Source organism: Campylobacter concisus (assembly GCF_902460545.1).
Lineage (GTDB): Bacteria > Campylobacterota > Campylobacteria > Campylobacterales > Campylobacteraceae > Campylobacter_A > Campylobacter_A concisus_AE.
The window spans coordinates 64,133-80,568 of record NZ_CABPUE010000007.1 but is presented as its reverse complement, the minus strand read 5'-3'; the positions used below and the strand labels follow the sequence as shown (position 1 = coordinate 80,568).

The 16,436-nt window shown below is 37.3% G+C and carries 30 protein-coding genes; 1 reads left to right on the top strand and 29 read right to left on the bottom strand.

Annotated elements, in window-relative coordinates; all coding sequences use genetic code 11:
• Positions 1-370: 370 nt before the first annotated feature.
• The 29 genes from rplQ to rpsJ form a co-directional block, all read right to left on the bottom strand.
• On the bottom strand, positions 371-727 hold the full coding sequence (gene rplQ, locus FZ949_RS05635) for a 50S ribosomal protein L17 (RefSeq protein WP_002941584.1): 357 nt from the start codon (positions 725-727) through the stop codon (positions 371-373).
• Between the two features lie 11 nt (positions 728-738).
• A complete protein-coding gene (locus FZ949_RS05630; protein WP_103580102.1) occupies positions 739-1,755 on the bottom strand; it encodes a DNA-directed RNA polymerase subunit alpha in 1,017 nt (338 codons plus the stop codon).
• 14 nt (positions 1,756-1,769) lie between these two features.
• The gene (gene rpsD, locus FZ949_RS05625; RefSeq protein ID WP_103580103.1) at positions 1,770-2,396 is read right to left on the bottom strand and encodes a 30S ribosomal protein S4; all 627 of its coding nucleotides are present in this window, start codon (positions 2,394-2,396) and stop codon (positions 1,770-1,772) included.
• Between the two features lie 25 nt (positions 2,397-2,421).
• Positions 2,422-2,814: a 30S ribosomal protein S11 gene (gene rpsK / locus FZ949_RS05620; protein WP_021091081.1), complete on the bottom strand. Its 393-nt coding sequence runs from the start codon at positions 2,812-2,814 to the stop codon at positions 2,422-2,424.
• A 22-nt stretch (positions 2,815-2,836) separates the two neighbouring features.
• Positions 2,837-3,205, bottom strand: coding sequence for a 30S ribosomal protein S13 (gene rpsM / locus FZ949_RS05615; protein ID WP_002941610.1), 369 nt, complete (start codon positions 3,203-3,205; stop codon positions 2,837-2,839).
• A 3-nt stretch (positions 3,206-3,208) separates the two neighbouring features.
• Positions 3,209-3,322, bottom strand: a complete 114-nt coding sequence (gene rpmJ / locus FZ949_RS05610; protein ID WP_002941545.1) for a 50S ribosomal protein L36 — start codon at positions 3,320-3,322, stop codon at positions 3,209-3,211.
• Positions 3,323-3,511: 189 nt separating this feature from the next.
• Positions 3,512-3,730: a translation initiation factor IF-1 gene (gene infA, locus FZ949_RS05605; RefSeq protein WP_002848031.1), complete on the bottom strand. Its 219-nt coding sequence runs from the start codon at positions 3,728-3,730 to the stop codon at positions 3,512-3,514.
• 32 nt (positions 3,731-3,762) lie between these two features.
• Positions 3,763-4,521, bottom strand: a complete 759-nt coding sequence (gene map, locus FZ949_RS05600) for a type I methionyl aminopeptidase (RefSeq protein ID WP_103580104.1) — start codon at positions 4,519-4,521, stop codon at positions 3,763-3,765.
• 1 nt (position 4,522) lies between these two features.
• Positions 4,523-5,785 carry a preprotein translocase subunit SecY gene (secY, locus tag FZ949_RS05595; RefSeq protein WP_103580105.1) on the bottom strand — a complete coding sequence of 421 codons (1,263 nt, stop codon included), beginning with the start codon at positions 5,783-5,785 and terminating at the stop codon, positions 4,523-4,525.
• Complete coding sequence (rplO, locus tag FZ949_RS05590; RefSeq protein ID WP_103580106.1) at positions 5,785-6,186, bottom strand: 50S ribosomal protein L15; 402 nt, start codon at positions 6,184-6,186, stop codon at positions 5,785-5,787. The genes secY and rplO overlap by 1 nt, the downstream gene beginning before the upstream one ends.
• Positions 6,187-6,201: 15 nt before the next feature.
• On the bottom strand, positions 6,202-6,645 hold the full coding sequence (gene rpsE / locus FZ949_RS05585) for a 30S ribosomal protein S5 (RefSeq protein ID WP_002941646.1): 444 nt from the start codon (positions 6,643-6,645) through the stop codon (positions 6,202-6,204).
• Positions 6,646-6,660: 15 nt separating this feature from the next.
• The gene (gene rplR / locus FZ949_RS05580) at positions 6,661-7,017 is read right to left on the bottom strand and encodes a 50S ribosomal protein L18 (RefSeq protein WP_103580107.1); all 357 of its coding nucleotides are present in this window, start codon (positions 7,015-7,017) and stop codon (positions 6,661-6,663) included.
• A gap of 10 nt (positions 7,018-7,027) precedes the next feature.
• The gene (gene rplF, locus FZ949_RS05575; RefSeq protein ID WP_103580108.1) at positions 7,028-7,564 is read right to left on the bottom strand and encodes a 50S ribosomal protein L6; all 537 of its coding nucleotides are present in this window, start codon (positions 7,562-7,564) and stop codon (positions 7,028-7,030) included.
• A 190-nt stretch (positions 7,565-7,754) separates the two neighbouring features.
• Entirely contained in the window at positions 7,755-8,150 is a 396-nt protein-coding gene (gene rpsH, locus FZ949_RS05570) for a 30S ribosomal protein S8 (RefSeq protein WP_021091129.1), read from the bottom strand.
• Between the two features lie 9 nt (positions 8,151-8,159).
• Entirely contained in the window at positions 8,160-8,345 is a 186-nt protein-coding gene (locus FZ949_RS05565) for a type Z 30S ribosomal protein S14 (RefSeq protein WP_002941532.1), read from the bottom strand.
• A gap of 1 nt (position 8,346) precedes the next feature.
• Entirely contained in the window at positions 8,347-8,892 is a 546-nt protein-coding gene (rplE, locus tag FZ949_RS05560) for a 50S ribosomal protein L5 (protein ID WP_002941643.1), read from the bottom strand.
• Positions 8,893-8,897: 5 nt separating this feature from the next.
• A complete protein-coding gene (gene rplX, locus FZ949_RS05555; protein ID WP_103580109.1) occupies positions 8,898-9,134 on the bottom strand; it encodes a 50S ribosomal protein L24 in 237 nt (78 codons plus the stop codon).
• A complete protein-coding gene (rplN, locus tag FZ949_RS05550) occupies positions 9,134-9,502 on the bottom strand; it encodes a 50S ribosomal protein L14 (RefSeq protein WP_021091075.1) in 369 nt (122 codons plus the stop codon). The genes rplX and rplN overlap by 1 nt, the downstream gene beginning before the upstream one ends.
• Entirely contained in the window at positions 9,502-9,753 is a 252-nt protein-coding gene (rpsQ, locus tag FZ949_RS05545; protein WP_021091107.1) for a 30S ribosomal protein S17, read from the bottom strand. Before rpsQ ends, rplN begins: the two co-directional genes overlap by 1 nt.
• Position 9,754: 1 nt before the next feature.
• Positions 9,755-9,949: a 50S ribosomal protein L29 gene (gene rpmC, locus FZ949_RS05540; protein ID WP_002941625.1), complete on the bottom strand. Its 195-nt coding sequence runs from the start codon at positions 9,947-9,949 to the stop codon at positions 9,755-9,757.
• A complete protein-coding gene (rplP, locus tag FZ949_RS05535) occupies positions 9,936-10,361 on the bottom strand; it encodes a 50S ribosomal protein L16 (protein ID WP_021091116.1) in 426 nt (141 codons plus the stop codon). The genes rpmC and rplP overlap by 14 nt, the downstream gene beginning before the upstream one ends.
• 2 nt (positions 10,362-10,363) lie before the next feature.
• Positions 10,364-11,062 (bottom strand): 30S ribosomal protein S3, encoded by a 699-nt coding sequence (rpsC, locus tag FZ949_RS05530; protein WP_002941650.1) that lies wholly within the window; start codon positions 11,060-11,062, stop codon positions 10,364-10,366.
• A gap of 1 nt (position 11,063) precedes the next feature.
• Entirely contained in the window at positions 11,064-11,396 is a 333-nt protein-coding gene (gene rplV, locus FZ949_RS05525) for a 50S ribosomal protein L22 (RefSeq protein ID WP_009295259.1), read from the bottom strand.
• Between the two features lie 11 nt (positions 11,397-11,407).
• Positions 11,408-11,689, bottom strand: a complete 282-nt coding sequence (gene rpsS / locus FZ949_RS05520) for a 30S ribosomal protein S19 (protein WP_002941639.1) — start codon at positions 11,687-11,689, stop codon at positions 11,408-11,410.
• 2 nt (positions 11,690-11,691) lie between these two features.
• Positions 11,692-12,525 (bottom strand): 50S ribosomal protein L2, encoded by an 834-nt coding sequence (gene rplB / locus FZ949_RS05515; protein WP_002941522.1) that lies wholly within the window; start codon positions 12,523-12,525, stop codon positions 11,692-11,694.
• Between the two features lies 1 nt (position 12,526).
• Positions 12,527-12,808 carry a 50S ribosomal protein L23 gene (locus FZ949_RS05510; protein ID WP_002941535.1) on the bottom strand — a complete coding sequence of 94 codons (282 nt, stop codon included), beginning with the start codon at positions 12,806-12,808 and terminating at the stop codon, positions 12,527-12,529.
• Position 12,809: 1 nt separating this feature from the next.
• Positions 12,810-13,424, bottom strand: a complete 615-nt coding sequence (gene rplD / locus FZ949_RS05505) for a 50S ribosomal protein L4 (RefSeq protein ID WP_021092445.1) — start codon at positions 13,422-13,424, stop codon at positions 12,810-12,812.
• Entirely contained in the window at positions 13,421-13,999 is a 579-nt protein-coding gene (rplC, locus tag FZ949_RS05500) for a 50S ribosomal protein L3 (protein WP_002941563.1), read from the bottom strand. The genes rplD and rplC overlap by 4 nt, the downstream gene beginning before the upstream one ends.
• 20 nt (positions 14,000-14,019) lie before the next feature.
• Complete coding sequence (gene rpsJ, locus FZ949_RS05495; protein WP_009295257.1) at positions 14,020-14,328, bottom strand: 30S ribosomal protein S10; 309 nt, start codon at positions 14,326-14,328, stop codon at positions 14,020-14,022.
• Between the two features lie 257 nt (positions 14,329-14,585).
• Here rpsJ and FZ949_RS05490 point away from each other — a divergent pair.
• Positions 14,586-16,436, top strand: a 1,851-nt coding sequence (locus FZ949_RS05490) for a type I restriction enzyme HsdR N-terminal domain-containing protein (protein ID WP_148790281.1), incomplete at its 3' end; no start/stop codon positions are given.

Here is a 16,436-nt window from a genome sequence, read left to right as displayed (position 1 = left end):
TAGTATTTTTAGTATCAAGCTCTTGCGCTCTACTACTTTGCGAGCCAACATAAAAATTTGTCCCAACTCCATTTACACTACCTATCATCTCAAATCCTTTGAAATTTATTAGATGCCTGAAACAAATATCGTCTTAATAAAATAAAATTTTAGCATAGAGTTCAAAGGTAAAAATTTAAAATATATGATTTTAGATTAAAGGATTTACAACTTTTAACTATTAAATTTATGATTTTTTGGTTAATAAAATTTGATAAATAATTAAAGAAATTTATACTTTAGAAAGCTTTTGAAAGAAGGATTTTATTTTAAAGGTAAGAGAATTTTATATTCAAGAAATTAAAAAAAGAGAGCCGAAGCTCTCTAATAATTATTCAGCTACTAGCTCTATATAAGCCATCTCTGCTGCGTCGCCTCTGCGAACACGAGTCTTGATGATTCTTGTATAGCCGCCATTGCGCTCTTTAAATTTTGGAGCTACTTCAGTAACTAATTTATTTGTTGTTTCTTTATCTTGTAAAGAAGCAAATACTGCTCTGTGAGCGTTAGAGTCACCTTTTCTGGCTCTTGTAATTAGCTTCTCAACATAGCTTCTAAGCTCTTTTGCTTTTGGTAAAGTCGTCTCTATCTTTTCGCTTTTGATGATAGCTATCGCCAAATTTTTAAGCAATGCAGATCTATGAGATGACGTTCTACCAAGTTTGCGATATCCGTGTTTATGTCTCATCTATTGTCCTTTTATTCTTTTACACTCATTTGTGCTTTAAGCTCGGTTATTTTCTTTCTTAGTTGCTCTTTGCCATCTTTTAACACATCGGCACCAACTGGATAGCCTATCTCTTCCATAACCGCTTTAATCTCTTCAAGAGATTTTTTACCTAAATTTTTAAGCTCTTTAAGCTCATTTTCGTCCATTAATGCAAGCTCGCCAATAAATCTAATATCAGCTTTGTCAAGGCAGTTAAAACTTCTAGCGCTTAAATTTAGATCTTCTACACTAGAAAGTAACTTTGAAAACTCGCCACCTGCACTTGAACTAGCAACTGGAGTACTAACATCAATATCTAAAATTCCTTTAAATACTGACATTTGTTGATACATAGCTTCTAAACAATTTTTAAAAGCCTCTATCGGACTAACTTGACCATCAGTTGTTATAGTAAATACGATCTTTTCATAGTCTGGATCATCCTCAACCAAGACATTTTGTATATCATAAACTGCTTTTTTAACAGGTGTAAAGAAAGCATCAAGTGCGATATAGTCGTCTTCAATCTCTTCTCTGATCTCTTCACTAGGAACATATCCGATACCTTTTTGAATGATAACTGAAAAATTTAACTCAGCATCTTCGTTTATTGTAGCAAGGTATGCGTCTGGGTTAACGATCTCAACTAGATCATTATTTAGATCAGCCCCAGTTATCTCTTTTGGTCCTTTAAAGCTATATTCTATAACTTCGCGCTCACTGGTGCTTTTTAATTTAAATCTGATTTTTTTCAAATTTATAATAAAAAATGCTACGTCTTCTAGCATACCACGCATACTATCAAATTCATGGCTAACGCCTTTTATCTTTACACCAATAGGAGCAAAACCTACCGTACTTGTGTAAAGAAGACGACGCAATGGGTGAGCCAAAGTAACAGCATAACCCGCCTCAAAAGGATATGCTGTAATATTAGCAACATTTTCGCTAATACTTTTAACTTCAATTTCAGTTGGCATATAAGCTGATGTAGTAATCTTTCTCATCTTTATACCCTCTATTATTTTGAATAAAGCTCTACTATAAATCTTTCCTCAACAGGAATGATAACCTCTTCTCTTTCTGGATTTCTAGTGAAAATTCCAAATTTTTTCTCTTTTTCAACATCTACCCAAGCAACAATACCAGTTTGTGCTGTAAGATCTATTGCACGAATAATTTGTGGATTGTTTTTAGATTTTTCAACAATCTCTACTTTTGCACCAGGTTCAACTCTGTAAGATGGTATATCTACTCTTTTACCATTTACTAAAATATGTCCATGAGTTACTAGCTGACGAGCAAAACGACGAGTTGTTGCAAAGCCCATTCTATAAACAACATTATCTAATCTTTGCTCTAATAGTTGAACCAAAAGAGCACCGGTATTACCTTCGCGGCGTGCTGCTTCTTGAAATAATCTTCTAAATTGTTTCTCAGAAACACCATACATAAATTTAGCTTTTTGCTTCTCGCGAAGTTGTAAGCCATATTCGCTTATTTTTGCTCTTCTTTGTCCATGTTGTCCTGGCGCATAAGGTCTTTTTTCAAAAGCACTTTTACCAGCAAGTCTTCTTTCGCCTTTTAACGCAAGAGACACACCAAGACGTCTTTCTAATTTTTCAACAGGTCCTGTATATCTAGCCATAATAATTTCTCCTATTTTTCTCTAATTATACGCGGCGGCGTTTTGGCGGTCTACAACCATTGTGTGGTAAAGGTGTAATGTCTTTAAAGAAAGATACTTTAATTCCTTCAACAGTTCCTACACTTTTAACAGCCGTTTCACGTCCGCTACCTGGACCTTGAACCTTAATACCAACTTCTTTTATACCATGCTCTTTTGCTTTATTTAGAGCGTCTTCAACTGCCTGTTGAGCTGCATAAGGAGTTGATTTTTTGCTACCTTTAAAGCCTAAGCCACCTGCACTACTCCATGCAATAGCATTTCCCATTTCATCAGTTACAGTTACCATAGTGTTGTTAAATGTTGCACTGATATAAACGATACCTTTGGCTATGCTTTTTCTAACTACTTTTTTCTTAACAATTTTTCTTTTCGCCATTTATTATCCTTTAACCCTTGCCTTACTTAGTAGCTGCACCGACAGTTTTACGTCTGCCTTTTCTGGTTCTAGCATTAGTTTTAGTCTTTTGACCACGAACAGGAAGACCTTTTCTGTGGCGAAGACCTCTATAACTTCCAAGATCCATAAGAGCTTTGATATCCATAGCAACTTGTTTTCTCAAATCACCCTCAACGATATGATGCTCTTGAATTTCTTTACGGATAGCTGCCGCTTCATCTTCACTAAGCTCATAAACTCTCTTGTCATAAGAAATTCCAGCTGCGTCAAGAATTTGACGAGATTTGTAAAGACCTATACCATAGATATAAGTCAAACCATACTCTATTCTCTTTTTGTTTGGTAAATCTACACCTGCAATACGTGCCATGCCTTATCCTTGTCTTTGTTTATGTTTTGGATTTTCGCAGATAACACGAATTATGCCACTACGTTTGACAATTTTACATTTGTCACACATCTTCTTTACAGAAGGACGAACTTTCATTTTAGTCTCCTAAAAATTTATTCCACTTTTTTAGGGGCTGCATCAGGTCTAAAGAAAGAATTTAAACCAACTATTTTCAAAATAAGTGGGGAACTTTGAAAATAATTCTTCATACAGCTTTTCGCAAAGCTTGGATTTTATCCAAAACCAGCTTTAAATTTACTTAGCATATTTGCCAAGGGGCTAAATTTACTTATATCTATAAGTGATCCTGCCCTTGTCTAGGCTATATGGCGTAAGTTCTACTTTTACGCGATCGCCAGGCATTATCTTTATATAATGCATTCTCATTTTTCCGGCGATATGACATAAAATTATATGTTTGTTGTCAAGCTCAACTTTAAAAGTTGCATTTGGCAGTGCTTCAACAACGTTTCCATCAATCTCAATGACATCGTCTTTTGCCACAAATTCTCCTTTCTCTAAATTTTTACTCTATTTTATGCTTGGCTTAAAATTTCGGCTTTGCCATTAACTATTGCCATGCAATGCTCATAATGGCTGGTTCTCAAACCATCTTTTGAGGTTACTTTCCAGTTATCACTTCCTAAAACTGGTGTGCCGTCTTTTTGGCAGATCATCGGCTCTATACAAAATACCATTCCCTCTTTTATCTTTGGTCCAGCTTTTGGGTTGTTTCCATCAAGGTAGTTTGGAATTTCTGGCTCTTCATGTGGCCTTTTGCCTATGCCGTGACCACAATACCCACGTAAAGGTACATAGCCTCTGCCTAGTATAAATTTCTCAAGCTCGTAGCAAATTTCTTTAAAATGCATACCAGTTCTTATGATATCAATCGCAAAATATAGCGCATCTTTTGAGCAAGCAATCAAAGCCTCGTCTTCTTTTGAAATTTTACCAACTCCAAATGTCCTAGCCGAGTCACCAAAATAACCATCTAAATTTGAGCCGATATCAACGCTAACGATATCGCCCTCTTTTAGCTTATACTCATTTGGGATTCCGTGGATCACCACTTCATTGACACTTATACAAGCCGCATTTGGAAAGCCATAGAGACCTTTAAAAGCAGGTTTTGCCCCAGCAGTCCTTATCATATCTTCACAAATTTTATCTATCTCAAGAAGTGAAATTCCAGGTTTTATGATCGTAGAAACGTGATCAAGAGTTCGAGCGACGATCTTGTTCGCCGCTCTCATTTTCTCTATCTCAGCTGGTCTTTTAAGCGTGATAGCCATTTTATAGACCTACTGCGCTTAGAGTTTGGTATTTATTTGTATAAGACTGAGCTTCTATACGTCTCATAGTATCAAGTGCTACTGAAACAACGATAAGTACTGATGTGCCACCAAAATAAAATGGAACACCCATAGTCTTTACAAGTACCCAAGGCAGTGTTGAAATGATACCCAAATATAAAGCACCGCCCAAAGTTAGCCTGCCAGCTACTTCATTTAGATAGCTAGCTGTACTCTCACCTGGTCTAACACCTGGGATAAATCCACCTTGTTTTTTCAAATTTTCACTTATATCTTTTGTGTTAAATACGATCGATGCATAGAAAAACGCAAAGAAGATGATAAATAAAAATGTTAAAACGTTAAACATATAGCCATTTGGACTTAAAAAATCGTTGATAGCTTGGATAATCGGATTTGTACTAGCTTGCAAAATAGTACTAGGAAACATCAAAATCGCACTAGCAAATATCGGTGGGATAACGCCACTTAAATTTACTTTGATCGGTATATAGTTCATTATACGTTTGTTTTGATTTTCCATTATCACTTTTCTTGAGTAAGAAATAGGGATACGCCTTTCACCCATCTCAACAAATATGATAGCACCAATGGTAGCTAAGATGATCGCTAAAATAGCGATAACTGTTAGGAAATTCATCTCAGAAGTATTTACTAAATTTATAGTTCCGCCGATTGCACTAGGTATACCAGAGACAATACCAGCAAAGATGATAAGGCTTATACCATTGCCTATACCACGTTGCGTTATTTGCTCGCCTATCCACATAAGTAGCATAGTTCCAGTTAGCATAGATACAGCAGAGATCGCGATAAATAAATTTATATCTATCATGATAGCTTGTTCGCCACCGCGTCCGCTTAAGCTTTGAAGTCCGATAGAAACACCGATTGATTGTACAAGAGTGATAACGATGGTTGCATAACGTATGATTTGCATATACTTTTGCATACCGTCACGTTCTTTTTTCATCTGACCTAATTTCGGAAATGTTGCTGCTAAAAGCTCCATAATGATCGAAGCTGTAATGTAAGGCATAATACCTAAAGAGATGATACTTAAACGCTCAGCAGCCTTACCACTAAACATATTAAACAGACCCAAGGCATTGCTATTGTTTGAATTAAAAAATTCTTTAATTACGTCGACATTAACACCAGGAACTGGCACATAAGCCAGTATCCTGTATGCGAACAAAAATGCCAACGTGATTAAAATCTTGTTGGTCAGTGTTTTATCCATTATTTTATTCCGCTAACGCTAACGTTCTCGTCTTTAATCTTTGAAGCAAGAGCTTTTGCACTTGCACCGATTAGTTTTATCTTAGTAACGCTCTTTGAAATTTTATGAACGCTAGCTATTGTTGCTATTGAAATTTCAGTAAGCTCTTTTATAGCTGCAATTTTCTCGACATTAATAACATAAGGTTTTTCAAATTTAGAAGTAAAACCTACTTTTGGAAGGCGTCTTTGAAGTGGTTGCTGTCCGCCCTCAAAACCTCTTTTCTCATTGTAGCCTTTTCTTGCTCTTTGACCTTTGTTACCTTTGCCAGCAGTTTTGCCATTGCCACTACCTTGACCACGACCTATTCTTTTGGTTGCATGAGTTGAACCTGCAGCAGGTGTTAATTTTTCTAATGCCATCTTAACTCCTTTCTCTTAGCTTTTTAGCAAACTAAGTGCTTTTATAGTAGCACGAACGACGTTTGCTGAGTTGTTTGAGCCAAGTGATTTAGTAAGGATATCCTTAATACCTGCAAGCTCGATAATAGGACGTGCACTACCACCAGCGATAACACCAGTACCCTCGCTAGCTGGGCGAAGTAGCATTCTACTTGCGTTATATTTTACCTCTACATCATGAGGGATAGTTGTGCCTTTGATCTTAACGTGGATAATATTTTTAAATGCGTCGTCAATCGCTTTTCTCATCGCATCTGGTACCTCTTTAGCTTTACCATAACCAAAGCCAACTAGACCATTTCTATTACCAACAACAACTAAAGCTGTAAATCTAAATCTACGGCCACCTTTAACAACCTTTGTAACCCGACCGATATCGACGATTACTTCTTCAAATTCTTCTCTATTATATTTTTCCATCGATTTTCCTTTGGGTTATAGCTTGATGCCATTTTCTCTTAAAGCTTCAGCAAATGCTGCGATAACGCCATGATACAAATAACCATTTCTATCAAAAACTGCAACATCTATCTTCTTAGCTTTTAAAGCCTTAGCAAATTCTTTAGCTAAAGTGACCGCACCTTCTTTGTTTGCTTTTATGCCTATCTTTCTACCATCTACTGCAGCTAGTGTAGTAGCTGTAACGTCGTCAATCGCTTGAACATAAAGAGTTCTGTTTGATTTGAAAATAGAAACTCTTGGGCAAGTTGCAACACCAGAAATTTTACCTCTGATTCTTTTTTTTCTCTTAATTCTAAGAGCGATTTTTCTTTTTAGTACTTTTGCTGTCATTTACCGCTCCTTACTTCTTAGATGTCTTGCCCGCTTTGCGGATGATGCGTTCTTCTAGATATTTAACGCCTTTGCCTTTGTATGGCTCAGGTGGTCTAAATCCTCTAACTTGAGCAGCCACTTGTCCTACTACTTGTTTGTCATCGCCTTTGATAGTAATAACGTTTTTCTCAACACTAGCTTCAACACCTGCTGGTAGCTCATAGTTGATAAGGTGTGAAAAACCAAGAGAAAGCTCTAAAATTTTACCTTTTGCAGCTGCTTTGTAACCAACGCCGTTGATCTCAAGCTGGCGAGTAAATCCCGCAGTGATACCAGTTACGATGTTGTTAGCAAGCGCTCTATATGTTCCCCAGTAAGCTCTACTTTGGCGATCTTCGCCCTTTGAAGCAAAAACTATATGACCATTTTCTATCTTGACATCAACGTGACCTTTTGTGTCAAGCTCTTTTATATGATTGCCCTTTTTAAATTTTAGGACATTATTTTCAACGCTAACGTCTACACCACTTGGGATAGCGATAGGCTGTTTTCCAATACGTGACATTTTTTTCCTTTACTTGTCTAGGGTGTTCCTACATTTACGAATAAACACCACAATGCCGTAAATTTTATCGTCAGATTTGACGAAACCTTCATTTGAATTTCTAAATTTAGCTTTGGCAAAATCTAAAATTTTACCAAGCTAAAAATTTAACCTTAAAATCATAAGGTTAAATAGCATTTAATGCAGTTTATTACCAAACTGTACAAAGAACTTCGCCGCCAACGCCAGCTTTACTTGCTTCAATACCGCTCATAACGCCTTTACTTGTGCTAACGATAACTGTTCCGTAACCATTTTTAAAACGCTTAATGTCGTCTTTGCCTTGATAAACACGGCGACCAGGTTTTGAAACCCTTTTAAGCTCGTTTATAACGCTTCTGCCGTACTCATCATACTTTAAAACTACATTTATAAATTTCTTGTTACCTTCTTCGATAACGTTGTAGCTCTCTACATAGCCTTTTGCTGCAAGGATAGAAAGAGTAGCCTCAACAACCTTAGAATGAAGCAATTTCGCAGTTTCAAGCTTTCTCATACTTGCATTTCTAATGCGTGTTAATCCATCTGATATTAAATCGTTTAACATTTCTCTTCCTTACCAACTTGCTTTTTTAAGACCAGGTATTAGGCCTTCGTTAGCCATTTTTCTTAGGCAAACACGGCAAATTCCAAAATCTTTATAAACAGAGTGCGGACGACCGCAAATTTGGCATCTAGTATAGCCACGAACCGCAAATTTTGGCTTGCGTGCAGCTTTTGCTATCATTGATTTCTTTGCCATTTTACTTTCCTTTTGCAAACGGCACACCAAATAGCTCTAGCAATTTGAATGCCTCTTTATCATTTTTAGCCGTAGTAGCAATCGTAATATTCATACCATGAGTTCGTAAAATTTTATCATACTCAACCTCTGGAAACATTAGCTGCTCACTAAGACCGAAGTTATAGTTTCCACGTCCATCAAAGCCATTTTTTGGAAGACCACGGAAGTCTTTAACTCTTGGGAGAGCAACGCTGATTAGCTTATCTAAGAAAGCATACATTTGCTCTTTTCTCAAAGTTACTTTGATACCAACAGGAAAACCTTCGCGAACTTTAAAGCCAGCAACTGATTTTTTAGCATCAGTGATAACTGCTTTTTGTCCGGCGATAAGTGAAATGGTATCAGCCATATTTTGAAGCACTTTCTGATCTTTCGCAGAGTCTCCAGCACCTACACTGATCACGATTTTCTCAAGCGCAGGGATAAGCATTGGATTTTTGATGTCAAATTCTTTTACGAGAGCTGGCTTGATAGTTTCGTTAAATTTATCTTTTAATCTACTCATATCTCTTATCCTTCAACTTTCGCGACATTTGATATGTCAATTGGCATCTCTTTATTTACGTGACCACCATTTGGAGTTTTTTCGCTTGGTTTGATAGCTTTTTTAGCTATTTTGCATCCCTCAACTATAACCTGACCTTTTTTTGCAAGAACTTCTAAAATTTTACCAGTTTTGCCTTTATCGTCACCAGCGATGATCTTAACGGTATCGCCTTTTTTGACTTTAAATTTTACATTAGCCATTATAAAACCTCCGGAGCTAGCGAAACAATTTTCATAAAGTTAGCATATCTAACTTCACGTCCAACTGGTCCAAAAATACGAGTGCCGACTGGCTCTTTTTTGCTATCAAGTATAACAGCTGCATTCTCGTCAAAGCGGATTAGCGAACCATTATCTCTTTGAACCTCTTTTTTAGTTCTTACGACAACAGCTTTTACAACCTGTCCTTTTTTGATCTTGCCATTTGGAAGAGCTTTTTTAACAGAACAAACTATGATATCGCCAAGTGTAGCGTATCTTCTTTTGCTGCCACCAAGAACTTTTATACACATTAACTCTTTTGCACCACTATTATCAGCAACTGCAAGTCTTGTAAAACTTTGAATCATTACTCAACTCCCTTTGCCAATACAGCTTTTAAGCGAAAATTCTTGCGAGCTGAAAGTGGTCTGCACTCGATCGCAACAACTGTATCGCCTGCTCTTGTCTCATTTTTCTCATCGTGAACTAAATATTTTTTAAAGCGTTTTACAAATTTATGGTATCTTGGGTGCATAACGCGTCTTTCTACCAAAATAGTAGCTGTTTTATCTCCAGCTTTTTGTAAAACAACACCTTGAATTTCTCTTTTTAATGCCATTTTACGCCCCTTGTCTTGTTGCACTAATTGCAGTGTTGATCTGAGCTATCTCTTTACGAACAGCACTAATCTCATTAGGGTTGCTTAACTGCATAGTTTTTAGCTTTTGTCTTAAAGTAAATAAAAGCACCTTTTTCTCTTTTAGCAACGCGTTTAATTCTGCAACGCTCTTATCTTTTAACTCAGTATATTTCATTTTCACTCTCTCGCGTTACAAATTTTGATTTGAAAGGAAGTTTGTGTAAAGCTAAAGTTAGGGCTTCACGAGCTAACTCTTCGCTAACACCAGCCATTTCAAATATTATACGACCAGGTTTGATATTCATAACCCACTCTTCAACTCCAGCCTTACCTTTACCCATACGAGTTTGTAGAGGTTTTTTAGTAAGTGGCTTATCAGGGAAAACCCTAATCCAAATTTTAGCCTGTCTTTTTACGTGACGAGTTAGAGCTTGACGAGCAGCTTCTATTTGGCGAGAATTTATTCTGCCAGCTTCAACAGCTTTAAGTGCAAATTCGCCAGTTGCTAAAGATGCTCCACGAGTCGCATAACCACGGTTGCGACCTTTCATTTGCTTACGAAATTTCGTTCTTTTAGGCATCAACATAATTATTTACCTCTTCTTGCTCTACGTGTTTTCTTAGGCGCCTCTTCTTCAGTTTTCTCAGGTTGAACACCTTTTTGAAGAACCTCACCTTTAAAAATCCATACTTTAATACCTATGTTTCCATAAGTCGTATGAGCCTCAGCTACACCGTAATCGATCTTTGCTCTAAGAGTATGAAGCGGAACGCGACCTTCTAGATACCACTCGGTTCTTGCCATCTCAGCACCACCTAAACGACCAGCAACTGAAATTTTAATACCTTTAGCGCCTGATTTTTGAGCACCTTGGATAACTTTTTTCATAGCACGTCTAAATGCGACACGCTTTTCAAGTTGCATAGCTACGTTTTCAGCAGCAAGTTGAGCTGAAGCTTGAGCTTTTCTTTCTTCTTTGATATTTACATTTACTTCTTTACCGATAAGTTTGCTAACTTCGTTCTTTAGGTTTTCAACATCTTGACCTTTTTTGCCGATGATGATACCAGGACGAGCTGCAACTACGGTTACACGAAGTTTTTTAGCCGTTCTTTCGATTAGAATTTGGCTAATTCCTGCATAGTAAAGTTTTTTCTTTAAAAATGCACGAATTTTGTAATCTTCACCGATATTTTCAGGAAGACTTTGTTTGGTTGGAAACCATCTAGATTCCCAGTTGCGGTTAATTCCTAGTCTAAGACCTATTGGATTTACTTTTTGTCCCATATTATGCTTCCTTCTTTTCAGGTTTAGATACTTCTACCATTACATGAGAAGTAGGTTTGCGAATTTTGCTCGCTGTTCCTCTTGCTCTTGGTCTAAATCTCTTTAATACAGGACCAGCGTCAACGCGGCAACTAGTTACTACAACTTCTTCTGGCTCAAATCCGCCATTTGCTACTGCTGAGCTAATAGCGTTTGCTATAAATTTAGCACCACGATTTGGCATAAATTGCAAGCTTGCAAGTGCTAGCTCGGCATTCATACCTTGAACTTCTCTTGCTATAAGTCTTGCTTTTGTAGGAGAAAGTCTTACGAATTTTATAATTGCTTTACTCATATTATCTCCCCTTACTTGCCGATTTTCTTTTGCACTGAGCCTTTGTGACCCTTAAATGTGCGTGTTGGAGCAAATTCGCCAAGTTTATAGCCTATATGATTTTCTGTAACATATACAGGAATAAAGCTCTTGCCATTATGAACGTTAAATGTTAGTCCAATCATTTCAGGTACAATCGTGCTACGTCTTGACCAAGTCTTGATTGGTTTGTTATCGTTTGCATTTTTTGCGGCAATAACTTTTTTCATTACATGATCATCTACGAAAGGACCTTTTTTGAGTGATCTTGCCATCTCTATTTTCCTTTCCTTCTTGAAATTATAAGCTTATCGCTAGCTTTTTTACGGCGAGTCTTAGCACCTTTAGTTGGTTTACCCCATGGAGTAACTGGGTGACGGCCTGAATTTTTCTTACCTTCACCACCGCCGTGTGGGTGATCAACTGGGTTCATAGCAGAACCACGTGTTTGTGGGCGGATACCGCGGTAGCGATTACGTCCAGCTTTACCTATAGTGATGTTAGCCCAGTCTTCGTTACCAACTACACCGATACTTGCCATACACTCAGCTAGTACTTGTCTCATCTCGCCACTTGGCATTCTTAAGATAACATACTTCTCTTCTTTACCCATTAGCTGAGCATAACCACCAGCTGAACGAGCTATCTGAGCACCTTTACCAGGTTTTAGCTCTACGTTATGAACGATAGTACCAACTGGGATAAATCTTAATTTCATAGCGTTGCCTGGTTTAATATCTAGTGAGCCCTCATCGATAGATGCGATAACGTCGCCAACATTTAGGCCATTTGGTCTAATGATATAGCGTTTTTCGCCATCTTTGTAAGCTATAAGAGCGATACGGCAGTTTCTATTTGGATCGTACTCGATCGCTTCAACTTTACCCTCTATACCAAATTTACGACGTTTGAAGTCGATGATACGATAAAGTTTTTTTGCACCTGCTTCTTTATGTCTTGAAGTTATACGACCATTATTGTTTCTACCGCCAGTTGCAGGTAGTTTAACAAGCAAGCTTCTAACGCTTGGTTTAGCTGTTATATCTTCAGAGCTTAGTCCAGTCATATATCTACGACTAGGTGTATATGGTTTATATGATTTTATAGCCATCTTACGCCTCCGTATTTTCTAGGCTTACGCCTTCAGGTAACTTAACGTAGAATTTCTTTATCTCGTCACGTTGGCCTGCTCTTCCTCTAAAACGCTTAACCTTGCCGCTAATTCTAAGTGAATTTACGCGAACAGGCGTTACTCCAAAATACTCTTGTAAAACCGCTTTTAAGCTGTTTTTTGTAACTCTTGGTGAAGTTTGGATAACAACAACGCCTTGTTCTTGAAGGCCTAGAGTTTTTTCTGTATAAATAATTGTTTTGATATCAGTTATATCCGCCATTTTAGCCCTCTTTTGTTATAGTTTTTAGTGCAGCTTTTTCAATGATAACCGAACTAAATGTAGAGACAAGATAAGCATTTACCTCATTTGCATCTACTACATAGCAGTTTGCTAAATTTCTAAAAGCAAGCAGTGTTTTATCGTCTAGTAAATCTTTAACGATAAGCGCGTCTTTTACTTTTAAATTTTTGATGATATTAGCTGCATCTTTTGTCTTTCCAGACTCGATTGAGATGCTATCTACTGCGAAAATTTTACCATCTTGTGCTTTTACTGCCAAAGCGTACTCAAGAGCTAGTCTTTTTTGTTTTTTATTGACTTTTTGAAAATAGTTTTTCTCGTTTGTTGGACCAAATGCAACTGCACCGCCTACCCAAACGTTAGTTCTAGTTGAACCCGCTCTTGCACCACCACGTCCTTTTTGTCTCCATGGTTTTTTACCACCACCGCTTACAAAAGCACGGCTTTTAGTATGAGCCGTATTTGCTCTTATACCAGCAAGGTAAGATTTTACATAAAGATATAGGTTGTGCGGATTTACTTCAGCGTAGCTTGCAGGAAGCTCTAACTCGCCTGAATTTTCAAATTTATCGTTTAATACGTGAATTTTACTCATTTTACAATCCTTATTTTACCCATTGCACCATTGTGACCAGGAACGCAACCTTTTACAACTACGATGCCATTTTGAGCGTCAAAGCTTATTAGCTCGTTTTTAACAGTAACTTTCTCATTGCCCATATGTCCTGCCATTTTCATACCTGGTTGAACACGACCTGGCCATTCGCAGTTACCAATTGAACCGTGGCGTCTGTGGAAACGTGAGCCGTGGCTTTTTGGACCACCACCAAAACCATGTCTTTTTACCACACCTTGGTAGCCTCTACCTTTTGAGTTAAAGCTAACTTTTAAAATTTTAGCCTCATTTAATGGTGTAAAGTCTAGGTTTCCAACTTCGCTATTAGCTACTTCAAGCGTAGCAAATTTGTTAAATTCTGCAGTCAGATTGTATTTCTTTTGCTGACCAGCGATAGCTTTGTTGTTTGCTTTAGTGTGGGCATACGCTACGATAGCACGTTTGTTTTCGTCGATCTCACATACTTTAGCCTCAACTAGCTTAAGTAGTGTAACTGGCGTACTCTTCGTGGCAATCGTTCTACTCATGCCTATTTTTTCTACAATATATTCCATACTCTTATCCTTTTGTCCGCTTATTTCATCGCACGAACTTCGACATTAACTTCTGGAGCTAGGTCGAGTTTTGTTAGGCTATCTACAGTTTCTGGAGTAGCAGCTACGATGTCAAGCATACGAGCGTGTATTCTCATCTCAAACTGCTCACGTGAGTCTTTGTTGATGTGTGGAGATTTTAAGACTGTATAGCGTTTGATCTTTGTAGGCATTGGTACCGGGCCACGAACGTCGGCACCTGTTCGTTTGACAGCTTCTACGATTGCTGCAACAGTGCGGTCTAGAACTCTATGGTCGTAAGCTTTTAGCTTTAACCTGATTCTTTCCATGTGTTTTCCTTTAAAAAGAACTTGTCGCAAACTCGCGACCTCTTTACATCAAAATAACTCGCATAGGATCAAGCGATCGTACGAGCAAAGACGCTTGTCTTTTCGTAAAGAGAACGCGATTTTACAAAAAAGCTATTATAGTTGTCAAGAAAAACGCTATTTTTTGATGAATTTTGATTAATTATTTCCTTTTAATAAGGAAGATATAAAATTTAAAAAGATAAAATTCCAAGAAAATAAAATTTTAAAGAGAAAAAATGCCGATCTTTAATCCAAAATTCTTACTAACCCAAGATCAAGACGAAGAAAAGCTTAAAAAGCGCTATGCAAATTTGCAAATGTATCAGGCAAAAGCTAGTGACATTAAGAGCTTCAAAGAAGAAAAATTTCAGACGCAGTTTCTAAAAGATATCTTTGAAGACTGCCTTGGCTACACTTTGGACACTACTAACCCTACAACTTTTAACCTTGAGCGCGAGAAAAAGAACGAAACTGACGGCAAAAAGGCAGACGGGGCGATACTTATAAATGGCGAAGTTAGATGCGTGATTGAGCTAAAAGATCAAACCACGCAATATCTTGATAAAACTCCGTCCAACCGCGAGCTTAGCCCGGTAGATCAAGCCTTTCGCTATTTTATCTCGCATGAAAATGCCAAATATGTCGTTGTTTCAAATTTTAATGAACTGCGCTTTTACATCGGCAATAAAACAACATTTGAAAAATTTGACCTTTTTACAGCAAGCTTTGACGAGTTTAAAAAACTTCATTTGCTACTTAGCTTTGAGAGTATTAGCACGGATCTGCCGCTAAAGCTAAAAGAGAAATTTGCCACTCACGAGCGTGAAATTTCAAATAAATTTTATAAAGACTTTAGCGCTTTTAGACTTACTCTTTTCAAAAATATTTGTAAAAATAATGCTAGCATTGATAAAAATAGGCTTTTAAGCCTGACTCAAAAACTATGCGACAGGTTTGTCTTTATACTATTTGCTGAAGACCGCGGACTACTAAGACTTCGCACGATAGCCGAGATAAAAGATAAATTTCAAAACCAAGTTACTGAGCTTAGTTTTTATGACTTTTACAAAATTTACTTTAAAGCCATTGATGAAGGCAATGAACGTCTTGATATCAAACGCTACAATGGCGGTCTTTTTGCCACAGATACTGAGCTTAATTCACTAAAGATAGACGATAGCGTGCTTGAAGCGCAGTTTTTAAGCGACTATGACTTTTTAAGCGACATCGGTGTAAATATCCTAGGACATATCTTTGAAAGCTCACTAAACGACCTTGAGGAGCTAAATGCACAAATAAATGGTAATGAATTTGATGCCAAACAGAGCAAACGTAAAAAAGATGGCATATTTTATACGCCAGAGTTTATAACAGAATTTATAGTTGAAAATTCGCTTGGTGCGCTTTGTAAAGTCAAAAAAGATGAGCTAGGGCTTGATCTAAATGAGCTATTAGCACCAAAAAATCCCAAAAAATTAACCAAAGCAGAAAGCGAGATCAAAGATAAAATTTATGCTTACCGCGAGTGGCTTTTATCTCTCAAGATACTTGATCCAGCTTGTGGCTCTGGTGCGTTTTTAAACCAAGCTTTGGAATTTCTCATTACCGAGCATGGCACATTAGACACTTGCCGAAAAGTATATGAGGGCGAGGGTTTGGGGCTTTACGATATAGAAAGCACGATTTTAGAAAATAATCTTTACGGTGTAGATATAAATGCCGATGCGGTCGAGATCGCTAGACTATCTCTTTGGCTCCGCACAGCTGCCAAGGGACGAGTTTTAACAGATCTTAGTAAAAATTTAGTAGCAGCAAACTCGCTTTTAGAATTTCCTTTTGACTTTAAATTTGATGTCGTTATCGGCAATCCTCCCTATGTCAGACAAGAGGCGATAAAAGAGCAAAAACCAGCCCTACAAAAATATAAAGTTTATAGTGGCACGGCTGATTTGTTTGTCTATTTTTATGAGCTTGGCATTACACACCTGAAAGAAAATGGGCTTTTAGGTTTTATATGTTCAAATAAATTTTTCCGTGCCAGCTATGGTAAAAATTTACGTAAATTTTTATTAGAAAATACACAAATA

Coding starts and splice junctions, on each gene's coding strand:
- rplQ (WP_002941584.1), bottom strand. CDS start 727: ATGAGACATAAACACGGATATCGCAAACTTGGTAGAACGTCATCTCAT.
- FZ949_RS05630 (WP_103580102.1), bottom strand. CDS start 1,755: ATGAGAAAGATTACTACATCAGCTTATATGCCAACTGAAATTGAAGTT.
- rpsD (WP_103580103.1), bottom strand. CDS start 2,396: ATGGCTAGATATACAGGACCTGTTGAAAAATTAGAAAGACGTCTTGGT.
- rpsK (WP_021091081.1), bottom strand. CDS start 2,814: ATGGCGAAAAGAAAAATTGTTAAGAAAAAAGTAGTTAGAAAAAGCATA.
- rpsM (WP_002941610.1), bottom strand. CDS start 3,205: ATGGCACGTATTGCAGGTGTAGATTTACCAAACAAAAAGAGAATAGAG.
- rpmJ (WP_002941545.1), bottom strand. CDS start 3,322: ATGAAAGTTCGTCCTTCTGTAAAGAAGATGTGTGACAAATGTAAAATT.
- map (WP_103580104.1), bottom strand. CDS start 4,521: ATGGCTATCACGCTTAAAAGACCAGCTGAGATAGAGAAAATGAGAGCG.
- secY (WP_103580105.1), bottom strand. CDS start 5,785: ATGGATAAAACACTGACCAACAAGATTTTAATCACGTTGGCATTTTTG.
- rplO (WP_103580106.1), bottom strand. CDS start 6,186: ATGGCATTAGAAAAATTAACACCTGCTGCAGGTTCAACTCATGCAACC.
- rpsE (WP_002941646.1), bottom strand. CDS start 6,645: ATGGAAAAATATAATAGAGAAGAATTTGAAGAAGTAATCGTCGATATC.
- rplR (WP_103580107.1), bottom strand. CDS start 7,017: ATGACAGCAAAAGTACTAAAAAGAAAAATCGCTCTTAGAATTAAGAGA.
- rplF (WP_103580108.1), bottom strand. CDS start 7,564: ATGTCACGTATTGGAAAACAGCCTATCGCTATCCCAAGTGGTGTAGAC.
- rpsH (WP_021091129.1), bottom strand. CDS start 8,150: ATGTTAAACGATTTAATATCAGATGGATTAACACGCATTAGAAATGCA.
- FZ949_RS05565 (WP_002941532.1), bottom strand. CDS start 8,345: ATGGCAAAGAAATCAATGATAGCAAAAGCTGCACGCAAGCCAAAATTT.
- rplE (WP_002941643.1), bottom strand. CDS start 8,892: ATGAGTAGATTAAAAGATAAATTTAACGAAACTATCAAGCCAGCTCTC.
- rplX (WP_103580109.1), bottom strand. CDS start 9,134: ATGGCTAATGTAAAATTTAAAGTCAAAAAAGGCGATACCGTTAAGATC.
- rplN (WP_021091075.1), bottom strand. CDS start 9,502: ATGATTCAAAGTTTTACAAGACTTGCAGTTGCTGATAATAGTGGTGCA.
- rpsQ (WP_021091107.1), bottom strand. CDS start 9,753: ATGGCATTAAAAAGAGAAATTCAAGGTGTTGTTTTACAAAAAGCTGGA.
- rpmC (WP_002941625.1), bottom strand. CDS start 9,949: ATGAAATATACTGAGTTAAAAGATAAGAGCGTTGCAGAATTAAACGCG.
- rplP (WP_021091116.1), bottom strand. CDS start 10,361: ATGTTGATGCCTAAAAGAACGAAATTTCGTAAGCAAATGAAAGGTCGC.
- rpsC (WP_002941650.1), bottom strand. CDS start 11,062: ATGGGACAAAAAGTAAATCCAATAGGTCTTAGACTAGGAATTAACCGC.
- rplV (WP_009295259.1), bottom strand. CDS start 11,396: ATGAGTAAAGCAATTATAAAATTCGTAAGACTTTCTCCTACAAAAGCA.
- rpsS (WP_002941639.1), bottom strand. CDS start 11,689: ATGGCAAGATCACTCAAAAAAGGTCCTTTCGTAGATGATCATGTAATG.
- rplB (WP_002941522.1), bottom strand. CDS start 12,525: ATGGCTATAAAATCATATAAACCATATACACCTAGTCGTAGATATATG.
- FZ949_RS05510 (WP_002941535.1), bottom strand. CDS start 12,808: ATGGCGGATATAACTGATATCAAAACAATTATTTATACAGAAAAAACT.
- rplD (WP_021092445.1), bottom strand. CDS start 13,424: ATGAGTAAAATTCACGTATTAAACGATAAATTTGAAAATTCAGGCGAG.
- rplC (WP_002941563.1), bottom strand. CDS start 13,999: ATGGAATATATTGTAGAAAAAATAGGCATGAGTAGAACGATTGCCACG.
- rpsJ (WP_009295257.1), bottom strand. CDS start 14,328: ATGGAAAGAATCAGGTTAAAGCTAAAAGCTTACGACCATAGAGTTCTA.